The following is an 18,206-nucleotide window of genomic DNA, read 5'->3' on the forward strand; positions in this document are numbered from 1 at the left end:
TCAATTTAATCCCCGTTGTACTTAAACTCCTTATAATTAACAACAAATCTTTTCTTCAAGTTAACATCCATTATTTCTAATTTATTAGGCTTTAATGTTTTTTTGTCAACATAAATCTTTTGTTTATTAAAATAAAAAGAAGAACCAGGTATATTAGTTTCTAGAATCAAGAAATATCTATCGCAACTTATCTTTAAATTTTCATTTTCAAAAATATTTTTCAAAAAATCTCCTACAAATAAATATCTATTTTCTATACCTCTATGAGTGAATTTTAATTCATCTTTGTATTTTGGATTTTTTATTATAATCTTATCATCATCATAAATAGTTATTTTTCCTTTTATATTGCTAGGATATAGTGTTTTGAGCTTGTAATAATTTGGGCTTTTAAAATAGTGACTTGCTTCATACTCTTTTATAGATTTATTACCACATACACTTATATTTGCTATACATGAATACGAATCTAATTTATTTATTTTCTTTTGAAATTTATAATACACTTCTTCATCTGTGGACTCTCTACATCCTGTAAAATTAATACTTACTAGTATAATTACAAGGATACACAAGATCCACTTTTTCACAAAATCCCCCCTTATATTTAATTGTACATAGCTTTTATAAGATCATATCTGCATATAATTCCCTTAATATAATTATTATCATCAATAACAGGTACCCTGTTTATAGACTTCTTTATCATTTCATTTGCAACATATTCAATACTATCATCTTCCTTAACAGTCATAACATCCTTTGACATTATATCAGATGCCTTACAAGCTGCTATCTTTCTAATATCCTCTTCAACCTCTTTAAAGCTATCAAAAAAAATATATCCTTGAAGTATATTTATGAAAGATGGTACATTTACATTCTTCTCTTTTTGTATAATATCTGTTTCTGATATTATACCTACTATCTTATTTTCCTCATCTACTACAGGAACACCCCCAATCCTATTATTTAAGAATATCTCAGCTATCTCCTTTATAGTAGCATCTTGTTTTACAACCATCACATCACTAGTCATTATATCTTTAGCTTTCATAATCAAACCTCCTTTCTAGTCGTTATAATAGCATTTGCAACTGCATAATCCCTTGAGTGAGATATAGATAATAAAATTTCTTTTATTTCTAACTTTTCTGATAATTCATATAATTCATTATATAATGTTACAACTGGTTTTCCAAGACTATTTCTTAATATTTCTATATCTTTAAAATTACACCCTCTGATTCCAGTTCCAAATGCTTTACTTATAGCTTCTTTTGCAGCAAAATTTCCAGCTATAGTTTGAGCCTTATAATTTTTTTGTTTAAAATACTCTATTTCTTTCTCTGTATAAATTCTTCTTAAAAACTTATTATTTTTATTTATGGCTTTTTTTATTCTCTCTATTTCTATTATATCTATTCCAGTACCTAAAATATTCATAAAACCCTCCTTTAATATATTTCCTTATTGAATTTTTTTCCGAAATCCAAAAGTTCTGTGGGATTAGAAACTCCATCTGAATTAAGTTTCACTTTATATGGATACATTCTATATTAAATTTAATCAAAAAAAAAGAACCACTATTATCACAAAGCACAACTTAATTGAACTAGTGATTTTATAGTGGTATATACTTCTTATTTTAATACCTTTATATACGTTCAGTTACTCAACTATATTTATTTCATCATTTATTTGTACTATCCCACCACTTAATACTCTAGCAAATATACCTTCTCTAGGCATTATACAATCTCCAACTGCATGATAAATAGCACAATGCTGGTGACACTGCTTACCTATTTGAGTTACTTCTAATTCTATTTCATTTATCTTAAGCTTAGTTCCTACTGGTAATTTTGCTAAATCTATACCTTGTACTATTAAATTTTCTCCAAAATCTCCATCCTTAACTTGTCCACCTCTATTTTTGAAGTCTTCTATTTTTTCCCATGAAAGCAAGCTAACTTGTCTATGCCAGTCTCCTGCGTGAGCATCCCCTTTTAATCCATGATTTTCTACTAATTCAATTTTTCCTACATTATTTTTTTGAACACCTTTTTTCTCACTTATACATACCCCTAATATTTTTCCCATTTTAATCCTCCTAATTATCCACCTATTTGAGACATATTTCTACAGTCTGAATTTTTATTTTGACTTTTAAATTCATGTCTATACGGCTTTTGTTTTATAGCTTTATATATAATATTATTCAACTCTTCATCACTTACTTCGTTTCTTAAATACTTTTTCAAATCTACTCCATCATTCCAATGAAGACATAATTTTAAAAATCCTTCTGGGGTTATTCTTATTCTATTACATTGACTACAAAACTCATGACTAATAGGACTTATAAATCCTATTGATCCCTTACTTGATTTAGTTTTAAAATAAGTAGCTGGACCTGACCCTTTCACATTAAAAAAAGGAATCAATTCTCTATTTTTTAATATAATATTTTTTACTTCATCATTTGATACTTGTGTATATTTTTTTCCTTCTCCAATAGGCATAAGTTCTATAAATCTAACATCTACTGGAATTTTTTCAATTAATTCTACAAAATCCATTATTTCTTCATTATTTATTTCTTTTACTATCACTGTGTTTATTTTTACTCTTTTTATACCTTTATCTAAAGCTGCATTTATCCCTCTTAATACTTTATCCAACCCTTTATTTCTAGTTATTTTGCTATATAACTCTTCATTTAAGGTATCTACACTAACATTTATTCTATCTAACCCGGCTTTTAATAACTCATCTAAGTATTCTTCAAGCAAAATTCCATTCGTAGTTAAACTTACCTCTTCAATACCTTGTATACTTTTTACATTTCTTATAAATTCAATTATTCCTTTTCTAGCTAATGGTTCTCCACCTGTTATTCTAATTTTTGAAATTCCTAAACTTGATGATGATTTTATTATTCTATATAACTCTTCAAATGTTAATATTTCGTCATGATTAATAAGCTCTATTCCATCTTTTGGCATACAGTATATACATCTCAAATTACATCTATCTGTTATTGACACTCTTAAATATTCTATTTTTCTACCCGTATTATCAACCATTACTTATCACACTTTCTAATATTTAAGATTTTTTCTTCTATTATATCTACCAATCCAACAGAATCATCTAAATCAAAAACAACTACGTCTTCGATAATATGGTTTATATCACTAGCTATAGCTATTAAATCTTCTTTTTTACATATTGATTCTGTATACTTCTCAGATCTTATTACTTCTATTTTAGGCTTATTACTTTTTTTGAATCCTTCTGCAATTATTATATCCGAATCATTATTAAGTTCAATTAATTTATCCAAATCCAATTCTTTTTCAACTTTTTTCATCATAGCCACTCCGTAAGGTGAAGAAATCATAACAGAATCCGCTCCAGCTTGCGAATGTTTCCAAGTATCTTTTCCAGGCTTATCAATATCAAATCCATGAACATCATGTTTAATAGTTGAAACTTTGTAATTTCTTCGTTTTAATTCTTTAATTATTTTTACTACTAAAGTTGTTTTTCCAACATTAGATTTACCGACAATACAAACTATAGGGGTCATTTTTTTCTCCTTTCGGGTTAATTATCCGAAAGCTAATAGTTCAAGACTCCAGCTTCTAGATTAAGTTTCACTCTATCTTTCGTTAATGAATATTCCACTTTTCCCACCTGTTTTCTTAGCAAGATGAATATCTTCAATTATCATTTCTTTATCTACAGCTTTGCACATATCATATATAGTTAATCCCGCTGCAGATACAGCCGTCAATGCTTCCATCTCTACACCTGTTTTTCCTGTAGTTTTAACTATAGCTTCTATATTAATTTGTGATTTGTCTGTATCTATATGAAAATCAACCTGACATTTGCTAAGCATTAAAGGGTGGCACATTGGAATTATCTCATATGTTTTTTTTGCTGCCATAATTCCAGCTACTCTAGCTACACCTAAAACATCTCCTTTTCCAATTTCTCCATTCTCTATAAAAGCAAGAGTTTCTCTTTTCATAGTCACTATACCTTTAGCTATAGCAATTCTTACAGTATCTTCTTTTTCACTAACATCTACCATAATTGCTTTTCCATTTTCATCAAAATGATTTAGTTTAGGTTCATTCTCCATTATCCATCCTCCATTTTTTATCTCTAAGGAAATTATATAACTTCAATTTGCACATAATGTTGCTTAAAAAGCTAAATTAGCAGCTATTTTTAAGCAACAGAGTCGTGAGACTTGTTGACGACATTAGCCATGCGTTAGCATGAAGCGAATTTTATAAAGGTATAATTTCCACTTTATCTCCTTTTTCAAGTCCAGTAGACCCTTTTGGCACATCTATCAAGCAATTACATTTTAAAGTAGAACTTAATACTCCAGAAGATTGTTTTGAACTAGTAAGCTTAACTACTGGTCCATTTTGAGAATATGATAATTTTCCTCTTAAAAATCTTCTTTTTTTACTTTTTTTCAAATAAGAATTATCAAATATAGCACTTGTTCTTTTTAATTTTGAATCTTTCTTATTAACCATTTGAGACAGTACAGGTCTTACTAATAACTCGAATGTTATACTAGATGCTGCTGGATTACCTGATAAACTTATTATCAACTTATTTTTTAAGTAACTACAAAGCACAGGAGTTCCTGGTTTTATATCTACTTTCCAAAATAATATGTCAGCATTTATCTTTTTCATTACATCCTTTATAATATCTTTTTTTCCTACAGATACTCCGCCTGTAGTTATTACCAAATCTACTTCATCAATTATATTTTCAATTTTTCTAGAAGTTTTTTCTATATCATCACCACAGATACCTAATATAATTGGTTCTGCATTTAATTCCTTTAATCTAGCTGATAATGTATATATATTGCTATTATATATTTTTCCTGGAATTAATTTTTCTCCTATATCTAGTAATTCATCTCCTGTACTTAATATAGCTACTTTAGGTTTTTTATAAACCGATACTTGTTTCATTCCGAGGCTTGCAATTATTCCTACTTCTCCAAAATTAATTTCACTATCTTTTTTAATAACTGTTTGTCCTTTTTTTAAATCTTCTCCTTCAAAACAGTAATTTTGAAATTTATTTAACTCTATATATATGTATACTTTTCCGTCTTTTTCGTAAGTGTCTTCTTGTCTTATTACACAGTCAGCACCTTTTGGAATAGGTGCTCCTGTCATAATTCTAGTTGCCATATTATTCTTTAATTCTTTAGTAGGATAACTTCCTGCACAAACCTCTTCTACAATTTCTAAAACAACTGGATTTTCTTCACTTGCTCCTTTACTATCTTCTGATATTAAAGCATATCCATCTAATGGTGATCTATTAAAAGGTGGTTGATTAATAGTAGAAATTATATCTTTAGAAAGTATTCTTTTATGAGTATCTGTTAAATTTACATATTCATCTTCAATACTCTGTATTTTTTGGGCTAATATTTCATTAGCTATTTCTAAATTCACCATCTGTTTCATGTTCTTACCACCCTTTTCCAAAACTGCACTGTGGATAAGTACATTCGCTACATTCTAAACATAATCCGCCATGACCATATCCCGCTAAATCCTCAATTGTAATCTTATCTTGTGAAAGTACTCTTGGAAGTACCAAATCAAAGATTGTAGTTTTAGCATACATTACACAACCAGGAAGTCCTAATATAGGAATATCGCCATTATAAGCAAGTAAGAACATTGCTCCAGGCAATACTGGTGCTCCATAAGATATTATATTTGCTCCTGTCTTTTTTATAGCACTCGGAGTTAAATCATCAGGATCTACAGACATTCCTCCTGTGCATATAACCATTTGTGCACCTTTATCTATAAGATCTTTTATAGCATCACAAATTTTCTCAGTATCATCATAAACTATTTTTTGATCTATAACATTACATCCGTAATTTTCTACTTTTTTCCTTATAATAGGTCCGAAAGCATCTTTTATTCTTCCATGATAAACTTCATTTCCAGTAGTTACTATACCTACATTTACTTTATTATAAGGAATGACATCTACTATCGTTTTCCCATTTGCAATTTTTTCAGCTTCAATAATTTTTTTCTCATCTATAATAAGCGGAATTACTCTTGTACCTGCTAACTTATCTCCTTTTTTTACTGGATAGTTATTATGTCTTGTAGCAATTATAATTTCATCCAATAAATTAATTTTTAATAATAAATCAGTGTTTATCTTTAAAAGACCATCATATTTAGCAATAAAATTAATCTTTCCTTCTTTTACATCACTAAATTCTAATCCCATACCTGCTGCTAATTTTGTAAGTCTCTTCGCTGCTTCATTTTCATGTAAGTATCCTTCTTTTTTTTCCCATACATAAATGTTATCTTTTCCTAAAGAAAGCAAAACTTTAACATCTTCTTCTTTTATAACATGTCCTTTTTTAAAAGCTCTGTCTTTAATTTCTCCAGGTATTATTTGAGTTATGTCATGACACAGTACATGCCCAATAGCATCATGAACTGAAATTTTTTTCATTCTATTCACCCCTTAAATAAAATTAATAAAGCCCTTTATTGCAAAAAAGGCAATAAAGGGCTCAAATCCTTTAAAATTCTCCTTTTCAAAATATGTTACGGAAGGGTATCTCATTTCTAAAATACCCCGTGGATTTAAAAATCCTGACTATACTCCATAGATTAATCCTTAGGATATATAGTTCGGAGACTATATGTTATTTTTCAAACAATTATACTTCTTCTATCTTCTAATATAAAGCTAAATACAGTTTTTTTCAATCCTTTTTTATCCACATAATCCAAATTCTATACTTAATAAAAGAAAGTAGCTTAAAGCTACTTTCTTTTTAATGAATAAAAAATTATATAATTGCCAACTCACAGGTAACATCGATTAAATATCTCTACTTACAACTATTTTAAGCAATGGATTGCGGAGGACTCGTTGGTGACATGAGCCATAGGTTAGCATAAAGCCAATTTTCCTTATTTCAAAAACTTATTGTCTAGTTTTTCCATATCCTTATGCCCTAGTATTGCATGTATAAAATTATAAGTACTATTAACCTTCTCTTCCTCTTTTTCCTTTTGTATTCTAAGCTCATCTAATTCTTTTCTAAGCTTTGTTATCTTATCATTAACATCAGAAAGATTTGATTCTCCTTTATTTATTCTCTCGTAAGAATGCTTTACCGTTTCTCTCAAAAGATTTAAATTCTTTTCTTTTATTAGCATAGGCATATCTTCTAATTTTTCAAATATCATATCTATATTATTATTTATATCTTCCATTTCCTGCTTTAATCTATCTAATTCCTGTTCTGCTTTTATATTTTTATTCTCATTTAGTTCATTTGATATATATATTATCCTAGCCATCAATTTAGGCTTTTTTGCCTGAAGATCAAGAAGTTGTTTTTCAATAGTATTTTTCTCTTTTATCAACTCATTTAATTCTTTAATCTGTTTAGATATTAAATCATTTGATCCCCTCTTAATAAGCTCTTTAAATGGCTCATATTGAACTAATATAGGAACTTTATTTTTTTTTACTATTTCCTCAATTAAATTCACATCTAGTGTATTTTCGCCAAATATTTTATCTTTACCAAATATCATATTTTTCCAACCTTCCATTATTAAATACCTTTCAATTATTATATCGTCAAAATCAATTTATATTTTATTAATTAAAATTTATAACTAAATTTCTTTCTATATAAAAATTTACTAGATAAAATATATCAAGTCAATGAATCTTTTGAATTATTTTTTAGTGTTTGGAAAAAATAATTTCATGAGGTGATTTTATGAGAAAAATTATAAGTATTCTACTATTTTTTGTACTTATTTTAAGCGGATGCGCAAAACCAGCAGAAAAAACATCTGGAAGTACTCTTCCTAAAGAGCCCAAAACTTTGCAAACATTACAAGACAGTATATTAACTATAATGGCTAAAATAGATTTGATGCCAAGTATTAACAATGCTATTGAAACAAGGAACAAACTAACAGAAATATCATTTCAAAAAGAAAAAGAACTAGCTTCACTAAGCGAGTCTAGACTACCAGAGGCAGATAAACTAAAAACACCTGAAGACATAGAAAAAGACAAAGTCAAACTATCTAGCCACATAATAAATACATGCATATATCCATCTCTATTAGCTGAGGATATAGATGATTTAAACAAACTAGAAAAAGAACCCTTAAAATTCAAACTAGAAGAATACTGGCTTGATATAAATAAAGATTTAGTTGATATTCACAAAGACTGGAATAGCCTTCAAGCAAGTATGAGCGAAGTTTCTGCTGACCCTGAGTACATTAAAAATTTCGAAACAAATTTAAACTCATTAACAGATTCAATCGGTCAATACAATATATTCGATTCAATAGTATATTCTAATAATATGACTAAGTATTTGTCCTCTTTCAGACAATACTTTAAAACCTACACAAACAACGATATAGATAATGCAAAGTATTCTGTAAGAAAGGCTGTATTACTGTGTGATATGGAAAGCTATGAAGAAGCATTAACAACAATAACCAGTATTTCTGAACTTCTAAATTCAAAAGCCGACATATATTCAAAAGAAAAAGAAAAATTTGCAAAACTTAAATACTCAATTCAGGCTCTTCAAAAATCAATTGAAAATAAAAATTTAAAATTAGTACAAATAAACGCACCTATAGTTATATCTAATTTAAGTGAATTCATGCAAAAAGGGACTAGTGAAAACTAGTCCCTTTTATTTGAAACCTCTATTCTATTAATCGCTTTTTTAAGATCAACTTTAGCAAGTTTTACTTCTTTTTCATCAGCAGATTTAATCTTTGCTTCGGCTTCTTCTTTAGCTTTATTAGCTCTTTGTACATCTATTTGATCAGCCCATTCAGCAGCTTCTGTTAATATAGTAGTCTTTTCCTTATCAACTTGGATAAAACCACCTGCAACAGATGCTTCTTTAAATGAACCATTCTTTTTAAGCTTTAACAGTCCTATATCTAGTGGCGCTACGTAACTTGCATGATTCTTAAGTATACCAACATCACCGTTTATAGTTCTAACAACTACCATTTCAGCAGTGCCTTCAAAAAACTTTTTATCGGGAGTAACTATTTCTACAGAAAATTCTCCTGCCATGTTTATCTACTCTCCCTTCTTAGCTTTTTCAATTGCCTCTTCTATAGAACCAACATAAAGGAAAGCTGATTCTGGTAAGTTATCATGCTTACCTTCTAGGATTTCTTTAAATCCTCTTACAGTTTCTTTAAGAGGTACATATTTACCTTCCATACCAGTGAACTGCTCAGCAACACTAAATGGTTGCGATAAGAAGTTTTGGATCTTTCTTGCACGAGCAACAGCCATTTTATCTTCATCAGATAATTCGTCCATACCAAGTATAGCGATTATATCTTGAAGTTCTTTATATCTTTGAAGAACTGATTGAACTCTACGAGCTACATCATAGTGATCTTCTCCAACAACATTTGGATCTAGTATTCTAGATGTTGAATCAAGTGGATCAACCGCAGGGTAAATACCACGAGATGCTATATCTCTTGATAAAACTGTCTTAGCATCAAGATGGGCAAATGTTGTAGCTGGTGCCGGGTCAGTTAAGTCATCGGCTGGAACGTATACTGCTTGAACAGATGTGATAGAACCCTTCTTAGTAGATGTTATTCTCTCTTGAAGAGCACCCATCTCTGTAGCTAGTGTTGGTTGGTATCCAACCGCAGATGGCATACGTCCTAATAGTGCAGAAACCTCAGATCCTGCTTGAGTGAAACGGAATATATTATCAACGAATAATAATACGTCTTGTCCCTCTTGATCTCTGAAGTATTCAGCCATAGTAAGTCCTGTAAGCGCAACTCTCATTCTCGCTCCAGGTGGCTCATTCATCTGACCGTAAACTAGAGCAGTCTTATCGATAACTCCAGACTCGATCATTTCGTTATAAAGGTCATTACCCTCTCTAGTTCTCTCTCCAACTCCAGCAAATACTGAAAGTCCACCATGTTGAGTAGCTATGTTGTTAATAAGCTCCATTATAAGAACTGTCTTACCAACTCCTGCTCCTCCGAATAGACCGATTTTTCCACCCTTTGCATAAGGAGCTATAAGGTCAACTACCTTGATTCCTGTTTCAAGAATTTCAGTAGAAGTCTCTTGATCTTCAAAAGAAGGAGCTTCTCTATGTATTGGTAACTTTGGAGAATCAGTTGGAGCAGGCTTATTATCAACAACCTCTCCAAGTACATTGAATATTCTTCCTAATGTACCTTTTCCAACAGGAACAGATATAGGTGCTCCTGTATCAACAGCATCAATACCTCTAACAAGTCCATCAGTTGAACTCATAGCGATACACTTAACAGTGTCATCTCCTATATGTTGAGCTACCTCTGCCACTATTTTATTTCCATTATATTCTACTTCTATCGCATTTAGTAGGTTTGGTAAGTTCTCACTACTAAACTTTATATCCAGTACGGGTCCGATAATTTGAACAACTTTACCGATATTCTTTTCTGGCATTTTCGTACCTCCTTATTTTAACGCCTCTGAACCTGCAACTATCTCTGATATTTCTTGAGTTATAGATGCTTGTCTTGCTCTATTGTATTTTAATTCTAATTTAGAAATCATCTCATCTGCGTTATCAGTAGCAGATTGCATAGCAGTTCTTCTAGCTCCTTGTTCTGATGCAGAAGATTCAGCTATACCTCCATATATAGATCCTTCCATAAACTTAGGAACTAAATACTCAAGTACCTCTTCTTCACCTGGATCAAACTCTATCATCTCACCTTTTGTACCTTCTTTATCCTCATCAAAAGAAAGTGGAAGTAATTTTAATACCTCTGGTGTTTGAGTTAAAGTTGATTCAAACTTAGTATAAACAAGATATACTTCATCTACTTCTTCCTTTTCATATGCATCAAGTGCAATATCTGCAATCTTTCTAGCATCTGTATAAGTTAAATCTTCAACTCCAGTGAATTTATCTAAAATATTGTAGCCTCTTTTGTTAAAGAAATCTATAGACTTCTTACCAATAGCTATAATACTTTCTTGTTTATGTTCCATATGGTTTATTGCAGTCTTTAAGACGTTTGAGTTGTATCCACCAGCAAGACCTCTATCTCCCGCTATAACTATATAGCATTTTTTAGATGAGTCTCTTTGCTCTAAGAATATACTTTGAACTCCTTTAGCACTTTTAGCTATTTTTTCTATAGTAGCATAAAGAGTTTCAAAATATGGCTTAGTAGCTTGTGCTTGTTCTTTAGCTTTTTTTAACTTAGCTGATGAAACAAGCTCCATAGCTTTAGTTATTTGCTTAGTGTTACCAACACTTTTAATACGTCTTTTAATATCCTTCATTCCAGCCATATTATTTCACCTCCTGTTTAAAGAGGATTACTCTTCAATTTTAAATCTTTTTTTGAATTCTGTTATGGCACTTTCTAATCCCTCTTTGTAGTCTTTTCCATCAAGGATATCTTTACCAACTTGTGGGTAATTCTCATCCATAAACTTATAGAATTCTCTTTCAAATCTTCCTATTTCACTAACAGGAATATCTGTTAAGAATTTATTAGTTACAGCATATATAATCATAACTTGCTTTTCAACAGCTATTGGGTCATTCTCGCCTTGCTTTAGCATTTCAACGACTCTTTCCCCTTGAGCAAGTCTTGACTTTGTATCTTCATCAAGGTCTGATCCAAACTGAGCAAACGCTTGAAGTTCTCTGTATTGTGAGTAAGCAAGCTTTAATGTACCTGCAACCTTTTTCATAGGTTTAATTTGCGCACTACCTCCAACCCTTGATACTGATATACCAGGGTTAACAGCAGGTCTAACTCCAGAGTTGAAAAGCTCAGTCTCTAGGAATATCTGTCCATCTGTTATAGATATTACGTTTGTAGGGATGTAAGCTGAAACGTCTCCTGCTTGAGTTTCAACTATTGGAAGTGCAGTTATAGAACCTCCACCTAACTCATCAGCTAATTTAGCTGCTCTTTCAAGTAATCTTGAATGTAAGTAGAATACATCTCCTGGGTATGCCTCACGTCCTGGTGGTCTTCTAAGAAGAAGTGACATCGCACGATAAGCAACCGCATGCTTAGATAAATCATCATAAACTATTAAAACGTGTCCACCATTGTACATGAATTCCTCTGCGATTGCACAACCAGCATATGGAGCCATGTATTGAAGTGGAGCAAGCTCAGATGCAGTAGCTGATACTATAGTAGTATACTCCATAGCACCATTAGACTCTAATCTATCCATTATTTGAGCAACTGTAGAACGCTTTTGTCCTATTGCTACATATATACACTTAACATTTTTACCTTTTTGGTTGATTATAGTATCTAGTGCAACAGAAGTCTTACCAGTTTGTCTATCTCCGATGATAAGCTCTCTTTGTCCTCTTCCTATTGGAATCATAGAATCTATTGCCTTAATACCAGTTTGAAGTGGCTCATGAACTGATTTTCTAGATATTATACCAGACGCTATAGCCTCAATAGGTCTAAACTTATCACTAGTTATAGGTCCTTTACCATCTATAGGTTGTCCTAGAGCATTTACAACTCTACCAGATAGAGCCTCTCCTACTGGAACCTCAACTATTCTTCCAGTTCTTTTAACAGTGTCGCCCTCTTTTATATTTTCTTCAGAACCAAGTAAAACGGCTCCTACAGATTCTTCCTCTAAGTTTAATGCCATTCCATAAATCTGACCTGGAAACTCTAAAAGCTCTCCTGCCATACACTTTTCAAGTCCATGAACTCTAGCTATACCATCTCCAACTTGAGTAACTGTACCAACATCAGTCAATTCTAATTTATTTTCATACTTTTTTATTTGTTCTTTTATAATTGAACTAATTTCTTCCGGTCTTAAATTCATGGGTTTCACCGCCCTTCTACGCTATTATTTGAGATAACTGATCCTTTAATTTTTCTAAACGAGTTTTTATAGTTCCATCTATTTCTTCATTACCCATCTTAACTAAAACACCACCTATAACACTCTTATCAACTTCATTTTTAAGTGTTATATTCTTGCCTTTAGATTCAGAAAGCTTTAATTTAAGATTATTTAAATCTATTTCACTCATAGGTACCGCTGTTATAGCAACAGCTTCTAAGATGTTATTTTTCTCATTAATTAAAGAATTGAATTCAGTGAATATCTCACCTATAATTCCTATTCTATCTTTATCTATTAAAACTTTTAAAAAGTTCATCATTTCTAAAGAAGTGTTATTATCATAAATTTTTTCAACTAATGCTTTCTTTTCTTCTTTAGAAATCAAAGGAGCCTTAAGTATCTTTAAAAAGTCTTCATTTTCATTAAAAAGATCCACTATAACCTTTAAATCATTGTTTAAAGCCTCTGTAGTCCCATCTGAAACTCCAACTTCGAATAAAGCATTAGCGTATCTACTAGCAACTAACTTTGCCATTTAGCTTCGCCTACCTCTTTTATAAAATCTCCTATCAATTTCTCGTGCTTAGCTTCATCTACATCAGTTTCTATAATTTTAGAAGCTGCTAAAATTGCTAGAGATGATATATCATCTTTAAGCTCATTCATAACTTTTTGCTTTTCTCTTTGAATCTCTCTATTAGCTCTTTCTTTTAGTTGAATTGTTTCTTCTTGAGCTGATTTGATTATTTCATCTGCTCTTTCTTCAGCTCTCTTTGAACCATTCTTAACTATTTCTTGAGCCTCTTCTTTAGCCGAATTTATTTTTGTTTCATATTCAGCTTTAAGTTCTTCACCTTTTTGAACTGCTTCCTCTGCATCTTTATATGTTCCTTCAACTTCAGCAGTTCTCTTTGCCATAAATTCTGTAACTGGTTTGAACAATAATTTTTTAAGTATTAAATACATTATAAATGTATTTACAAGTTGAAATACAACATCCCAGTCTAAACTTACAAAGCTTTTGTACATCGTAATCCTCCCTTCTGCTAATCATTCCACTTTCTTTAGCTAGGAGATGAGCTCATCTCCTATTTTTATTATCCTAAAAGTTTCATTAGTGGATTAGCAAATAAAAGAAGCATTGCTATAACTAGACCATAGATACCAGTTGACTCTGCAACCGCTGCTCCTAAAAGCATAGTCTTTATAATATCTCCTTGTGCTTCTGGTTGCTTTCCAACAGCCTCTGCACCCTTACCTGCTGCAAATCCTTGTCCTATACCTGCTCCTATACCTGCTATCATTGCTAAACCTGCTCCTATAGCTGAACCTGCTAAAACTATCGCTTTTTCCATTTTAAATTCCTCCTAATCATTTTTATGTATTTTCTATATAATTTTTTAATCAATAGCACTTGAAACAAAAACCATTGTAAGCATTATAAATATAAATGCTTGAAGTACTCCAGAGAATAAATCGAAATAAATATGAAGTACTGATGGAATACCTACTTGAAGTATTGGTATACCTATTCCTATCAAACCACTTAAGAAAGCAAGTAGTTGATATAAAAGCATCATTATAACCATACCTCCTGTAATATTACCAAATGGACGGAAACTTAATGATATTGGTGTTGCAAGCTCTCCAACTATATTAAGAGGTAACATAGCTGATACTGGTTCTGTAAATCCTTTTAAATATTTGCCTAAGCCTTTACTCTTAACTCCATTATAGTGAATCATACAGAATGTTATAAGAGACCACGCTAAAGTTGTATTAAGATCTGTTGTAGGTGATCTAAGACCTAGTAATCCAATAAGATTGGAACACATAAAAAACAAAAATAAACTTCCTATATAAGGAGCAAATCTCATCTTGTCTTCTCCCATAGTTTGTTTTACTATAGAGTATAATCCGTCTACTATTGCTTCAATAATAATTTGAAAACCTCTTGGGACCTTATTTAATTTCCTAGTTCCAAAATAAGCAAATAATGTAAGCCCAATCATAATAAGCCATGTTGTAGTTACTGTCTCACTAACAGGTATATTAAGCTTGGGAATTATAAACATAATCTTAGGACCGTTCATATTACGCCTCCTTTCCTTTAATAATTTTTTCTATGCCAAATAGATTTACAATCAATATACTAATTTTAGGTAAAAGTAAACCTATTATGGTTCCTATAATATTTATATATATAGCTTTTAAAGATATAATCAATACCAAAGCTGTTATTATAAGCCTTATTATATACCTTGAAAGAACATACCCCTGAGCATTCCCAGGATGCATAGTTACAGCTTTTTCCAAAGTAAGTGACAAAAGTCTAAGATTTAATATTGAAAAAATACTGCCAAATGCAAGACCACACAAAAGTTCCTTCGAAATAGTATGTGTTAAAAAAGCAACGATAACTACAAGTATAAATACTACAATCATCACTTTTACTATACTCAAAATCATTTCTAATGTCGTTTTCAAAGGATCACTTCCTTTTTTTTATAACCGATATAGATATCTTATATGCGTTAACAAAACCTGCTCCAATCCCTATTACAATGAGTATTATAAAAAAAATAGGTTCTGTATTGAATTTTCTGTCTATTACCCCTCCCAGAAAACCACATACAAGAATTGGAACTACCATGTATATGCCTATTTGAGATACTAAGCTTAAATAAACTAAAGCTTCAAACCATTTATTTTTTTTACTCATCGCTTTATTCCCCTATATCTGGTCGAATTTTGTTAATTTTAAAACTATCATGTTTGAATCAGTCCATTTACATAACCGTTTAATAAAAATTATATACTATACATACCCTACATTTCAATGAAAACATTCTCTTAATTTCATAAATCTAAATTTTTCATATATATGGGCTAAAATTCGCCCACATATCTATTATATATTTTGACGAATTAAAAAGCAAATATAGTGAAAACTTTTTCCATTGTGAAATCTAAGCATTTCTGATTATTACCTTAAAAATCCTTTGTTTTTTTCACATTTTCTTTATAATTCGATATTAAATACTCAATTATTTTATCACAAGCCTTCCCATCACCATAAGGATTTACTGCATTTGACATTTTAGCATATTCACTCTCATCTCTTATTAAAAGATTTGTCGCTTCATAAACCTCTTTTTCGTCAACTCCTACAACTCTTGCAGTTCCAGCTTCAACAGCCTCTGGTCTTTCTGTTTCAGATCTCAAAACTAAAACAGGCTTTCCAATAGCCGGAGCTTCTTCTTGTATTCCTCCAGAATCAGTAAGTATTATATCTACTTTATTCATTAGGTTTGCAAAAGGTTCATAATCAAGAGGTTCTATAAGGTGTATCTTATCCATACCTCCCATTATAGATTTTGCACAATCTCTAACTTTAGGATTCAAATGCATAGGGAATATTATCTCTACATTTTCATTGTCTTCAACCACTCTTTTAATTGCTTTAAATATATCTTCCATAGGTTTACCCCAGTTTTCTCTTCTATGACAAGTCAATAGTATAACCTTATTATTATCATAGTCTATATCATCTATTTCTTTATTATTGAACTTATAATTTTCGTCTATTACAGATAAAAGGGCATCTATAACAGTATTTCCAGTTATGCATATCTTATCCTTATCTATATTCTCTTTTAGCAAATTTTCCTCATTTCCAACAGTAGGAGCAAAGTGAATAGACGCTATCATTCCTGTAAGCTTTCTGTTCATCTCCTCAGGATATGGAGAATATATATTCCCACTTCTAAGTCCTGCTTCTACATGTCCTACCGGAACCTTATTATAAAAAGCTGCTAAAGAGGCAGAAAAAGTAGTCGTAGTATCTCCATGAACCAGTAAAATATCCGGTCTATCATTAAATATTACACTTTCAAGTTCTTTTAAAACTCTATTAGTAACATCTGTTATAGTTTGACCGTGCTTCATAATGTTTAAGTCATACTTAGGTTGTATATTGAATATTTTAAGTACACTATCTAGCATTTCTCTATGCTGTGCAGTTACACAAACTATCGATTCTATTCTTTCATTTTGCTCCATTTTTTTTACTAAAGGTGCCATTTTTATAGCCTCTGGTCTTGTTCCAAATACAGTCATAACTTTTATTTTATTCATTTCAAATCCTCCTATTTCAGTTCACTATCTTCTGGCGATAAAAGCTTTAGTCTAACTATTCCATAGTATATAAATAATGCATCTAATATAAGTATAATAGTTGATTCAAAAAAATTGCTCTCAGATATTAAAACAGCACTAATTCCTAAGAACAAACTTATGCCATACAGTATAAGCACAGTTTTTCTTTGAGATAATCCCTTGCTTAAAAGCCTATGATGAAGGTGCCCTTTGTCCGCCTGCATTATAGGTTTTCCGCTTAGTTTTCTTCTTATTATGGCAAATGTTGTATCAAATATAGGTATACCAAGAGCAAGTATAGGTATAAATATAGCAAGAGCTGCTGCTGACTTTATAGCTCCTTGTATAGATATAACAGCTAGTATATATCCTAAAAATAAAGATCCGGTATCTCCCATAAATATTTTAGCAGGATTGAAATTGTAAGGTAAAAATCCAATAGCCGACCCAGCCAAACACATCAATAACACAGCTGATGTTTGTTGATTATTAGCAAACGCTACAAACGCAAGTGTAATAGCCGCTATTGCAGATACTCCCGCTGCAAGTCCATCAAGCCCATCGATCAAGTTAACAGTATTAGTTATTCCAACTATCCAAAATATAGTCACAGAAACAGATAATATTAAACCCAGTTGAGTTATTCCACTTTGAGTAAATGGATTTGTAACCCATTCAACTCTAATTCCGCAAGCAACAGCTATTGCAGCTGCAAGTAACTGACCTAATAATTTTGTCTTTGCTCCTATTTCATTTAAATCATCAATTACACCCATACAAACTATTACAAAACATCCAAGTAGTATTCCCATTATCTGCTTGTCTATATTTACAATAAAAATACTAGTTAAGAAAAATCCTAAAAATATTGCAATCCCACCAAGTCTTGGTATAGGATCTTTATGTACTCGTCTATCATCCTTCGGTATATCTATAGCTCCTATTTTATGTGCAAGCTTAATAGCAAGCGGCGTTGAAAAATAAGATATTCCAAACGATAGAATAATAGCTATAATAATCTGACTCATAATTTCACCTCTTTAAATATT

23 protein-coding genes and 1 riboswitch are annotated in these 18,206 nt (G+C 31.0%); of the genes, 1 reads left to right on the forward strand and 22 read right to left on the reverse strand.

The window, feature by feature from the left end; translation table 11 throughout:
- Positions 1-5 precede the first annotated feature (5 nt).
- The 10 genes from gerS to WJW32_RS07075 form a co-directional block, all read right to left on the reverse strand.
- Positions 6-590 (reverse strand): germination lipoprotein GerS, encoded by a 585-nt coding sequence (gene gerS / locus WJW32_RS07030; protein WP_340256793.1) that lies wholly within the window; start codon positions 588-590, stop codon positions 6-8.
- A 17-nt stretch (positions 591-607) separates the two neighbouring features.
- Positions 608-1,057, reverse strand: coding sequence for a CBS domain-containing protein (locus tag WJW32_RS07035; RefSeq protein WP_340256795.1), 450 nt, complete (start codon positions 1,055-1,057; stop codon positions 608-610).
- Between the two features lie 2 nt (positions 1,058-1,059).
- Entirely contained in the window at positions 1,060-1,446 is a 387-nt protein-coding gene (gene acpS, locus WJW32_RS07040; RefSeq protein ID WP_340256796.1) for a holo-ACP synthase, read from the reverse strand.
- A gap of 225 nt (positions 1,447-1,671) precedes the next feature.
- Complete coding sequence (locus tag WJW32_RS07045) at positions 1,672-2,103, reverse strand: MOSC domain-containing protein (protein WP_340256798.1); 432 nt, start codon at positions 2,101-2,103, stop codon at positions 1,672-1,674.
- A 14-nt stretch (positions 2,104-2,117) separates the two neighbouring features.
- Positions 2,118-3,089 (reverse strand): GTP 3',8-cyclase MoaA, encoded by a 972-nt coding sequence (gene moaA / locus WJW32_RS07050; RefSeq protein WP_340256799.1) that lies wholly within the window; start codon positions 3,087-3,089, stop codon positions 2,118-2,120.
- Positions 3,089-3,595 (reverse strand): molybdopterin-guanine dinucleotide biosynthesis protein B, encoded by a 507-nt coding sequence (gene mobB, locus WJW32_RS07055; protein WP_340256801.1) that lies wholly within the window; start codon positions 3,593-3,595, stop codon positions 3,089-3,091. Before mobB ends, moaA begins: the two co-directional genes overlap by 1 nt.
- Positions 3,596-3,667: 72 nt before the next feature.
- Positions 3,668-4,156 (reverse strand): cyclic pyranopterin monophosphate synthase MoaC, encoded by a 489-nt coding sequence (gene moaC, locus WJW32_RS07060; RefSeq protein WP_340256802.1) that lies wholly within the window; start codon positions 4,154-4,156, stop codon positions 3,668-3,670.
- Positions 4,157-4,307: 151 nt separating this feature from the next.
- Positions 4,308-5,525 carry a molybdopterin molybdotransferase MoeA gene (locus tag WJW32_RS07065; RefSeq protein ID WP_340256804.1) on the reverse strand — a complete coding sequence of 406 codons (1,218 nt, stop codon included), beginning with the start codon at positions 5,523-5,525 and terminating at the stop codon, positions 4,308-4,310.
- A gap of 4 nt (positions 5,526-5,529) precedes the next feature.
- Entirely contained in the window at positions 5,530-6,552 is a 1,023-nt protein-coding gene (locus WJW32_RS07070) for a molybdopterin-binding protein (RefSeq protein ID WP_340256805.1), read from the reverse strand.
- A 62-nt stretch (positions 6,553-6,614) separates the two neighbouring features.
- Positions 6,615-6,752: riboswitch (molybdenum cofactor riboswitch) on the reverse strand.
- Positions 6,753-7,019: 267 nt separating this feature from the next.
- Positions 7,020-7,652 (reverse strand): coiled-coil domain-containing protein, encoded by a 633-nt coding sequence (locus tag WJW32_RS07075; protein WP_340256807.1) that lies wholly within the window; start codon positions 7,650-7,652, stop codon positions 7,020-7,022.
- Positions 7,653-7,843: 191 nt separating this feature from the next.
- On the opposite strand from WJW32_RS07075, the gene WJW32_RS07080 reads away from it, so the two are divergent.
- On the forward strand, positions 7,844-8,782 hold the full coding sequence (locus tag WJW32_RS07080) for a hypothetical protein (RefSeq protein ID WP_340256808.1): 939 nt from the start codon (positions 7,844-7,846) through the stop codon (positions 8,780-8,782).
- Here WJW32_RS07080 and WJW32_RS07085 read toward each other — a convergent pair.
- The 12 genes from WJW32_RS07085 to WJW32_RS07140 form a co-directional block, all read right to left on the reverse strand.
- Positions 8,779-9,183 (reverse strand): F0F1 ATP synthase subunit epsilon, encoded by a 405-nt coding sequence (locus tag WJW32_RS07085; RefSeq protein ID WP_340256810.1) that lies wholly within the window; start codon positions 9,181-9,183, stop codon positions 8,779-8,781. The two genes, WJW32_RS07080 and WJW32_RS07085, sit on opposite strands and share 4 nt — an antisense overlap.
- A gap of 6 nt (positions 9,184-9,189) precedes the next feature.
- Complete coding sequence (atpD, locus tag WJW32_RS07090) at positions 9,190-10,587, reverse strand: F0F1 ATP synthase subunit beta (protein ID WP_340256812.1); 1,398 nt, start codon at positions 10,585-10,587, stop codon at positions 9,190-9,192.
- A 12-nt stretch (positions 10,588-10,599) separates the two neighbouring features.
- Entirely contained in the window at positions 10,600-11,445 is an 846-nt protein-coding gene (gene atpG / locus WJW32_RS07095; RefSeq protein ID WP_340256814.1) for an ATP synthase F1 subunit gamma, read from the reverse strand.
- A gap of 27 nt (positions 11,446-11,472) precedes the next feature.
- On the reverse strand, positions 11,473-12,975 hold the full coding sequence (atpA, locus tag WJW32_RS07100) for a F0F1 ATP synthase subunit alpha (protein WP_340256816.1): 1,503 nt from the start codon (positions 12,973-12,975) through the stop codon (positions 11,473-11,475).
- A 16-nt stretch (positions 12,976-12,991) separates the two neighbouring features.
- Positions 12,992-13,534, reverse strand: a complete 543-nt coding sequence (locus WJW32_RS07105; protein WP_340256818.1) for a F0F1 ATP synthase subunit delta — start codon at positions 13,532-13,534, stop codon at positions 12,992-12,994.
- Entirely contained in the window at positions 13,522-14,028 is a 507-nt protein-coding gene (gene atpF / locus WJW32_RS07110) for a F0F1 ATP synthase subunit B (protein ID WP_340256820.1), read from the reverse strand. The genes WJW32_RS07105 and atpF overlap by 13 nt, the downstream gene beginning before the upstream one ends.
- A gap of 68 nt (positions 14,029-14,096) precedes the next feature.
- Positions 14,097-14,354 carry an ATP synthase F0 subunit C gene (gene atpE / locus WJW32_RS07115; protein WP_340256822.1) on the reverse strand — a complete coding sequence of 86 codons (258 nt, stop codon included), beginning with the start codon at positions 14,352-14,354 and terminating at the stop codon, positions 14,097-14,099.
- A 45-nt stretch (positions 14,355-14,399) separates the two neighbouring features.
- The gene (gene atpB / locus WJW32_RS07120; RefSeq protein ID WP_340256824.1) at positions 14,400-15,092 is read right to left on the reverse strand and encodes a F0F1 ATP synthase subunit A; all 693 of its coding nucleotides are present in this window, start codon (positions 15,090-15,092) and stop codon (positions 14,400-14,402) included.
- 1 nt (position 15,093) lies between these two features.
- Positions 15,094-15,486, reverse strand: coding sequence for an ATP synthase subunit I (locus WJW32_RS07125; protein WP_340256826.1), 393 nt, complete (start codon positions 15,484-15,486; stop codon positions 15,094-15,096).
- Positions 15,487-15,490: 4 nt separating this feature from the next.
- On the reverse strand, positions 15,491-15,721 hold the full coding sequence (locus tag WJW32_RS07130) for an AtpZ/AtpI family protein (RefSeq protein ID WP_340256827.1): 231 nt from the start codon (positions 15,719-15,721) through the stop codon (positions 15,491-15,493).
- 269 nt (positions 15,722-15,990) lie between these two features.
- Positions 15,991-17,136, reverse strand: a complete 1,146-nt coding sequence (wecB, locus tag WJW32_RS07135; RefSeq protein ID WP_340256829.1) for a non-hydrolyzing UDP-N-acetylglucosamine 2-epimerase — start codon at positions 17,134-17,136, stop codon at positions 15,991-15,993.
- A gap of 11 nt (positions 17,137-17,147) precedes the next feature.
- Positions 17,148-18,185 (reverse strand): glycosyltransferase family 4 protein, encoded by a 1,038-nt coding sequence (locus WJW32_RS07140; protein ID WP_340256830.1) that lies wholly within the window; start codon positions 18,183-18,185, stop codon positions 17,148-17,150.
- Positions 18,186-18,206 lie beyond the last annotated feature (21 nt).

The organism is Tepidibacter sp. Z1-5, from assembly GCF_037844525.1.
Classification (GTDB): Bacteria; Bacillota; Clostridia; order Peptostreptococcales; family Peptostreptococcaceae; genus Tepidibacter_A.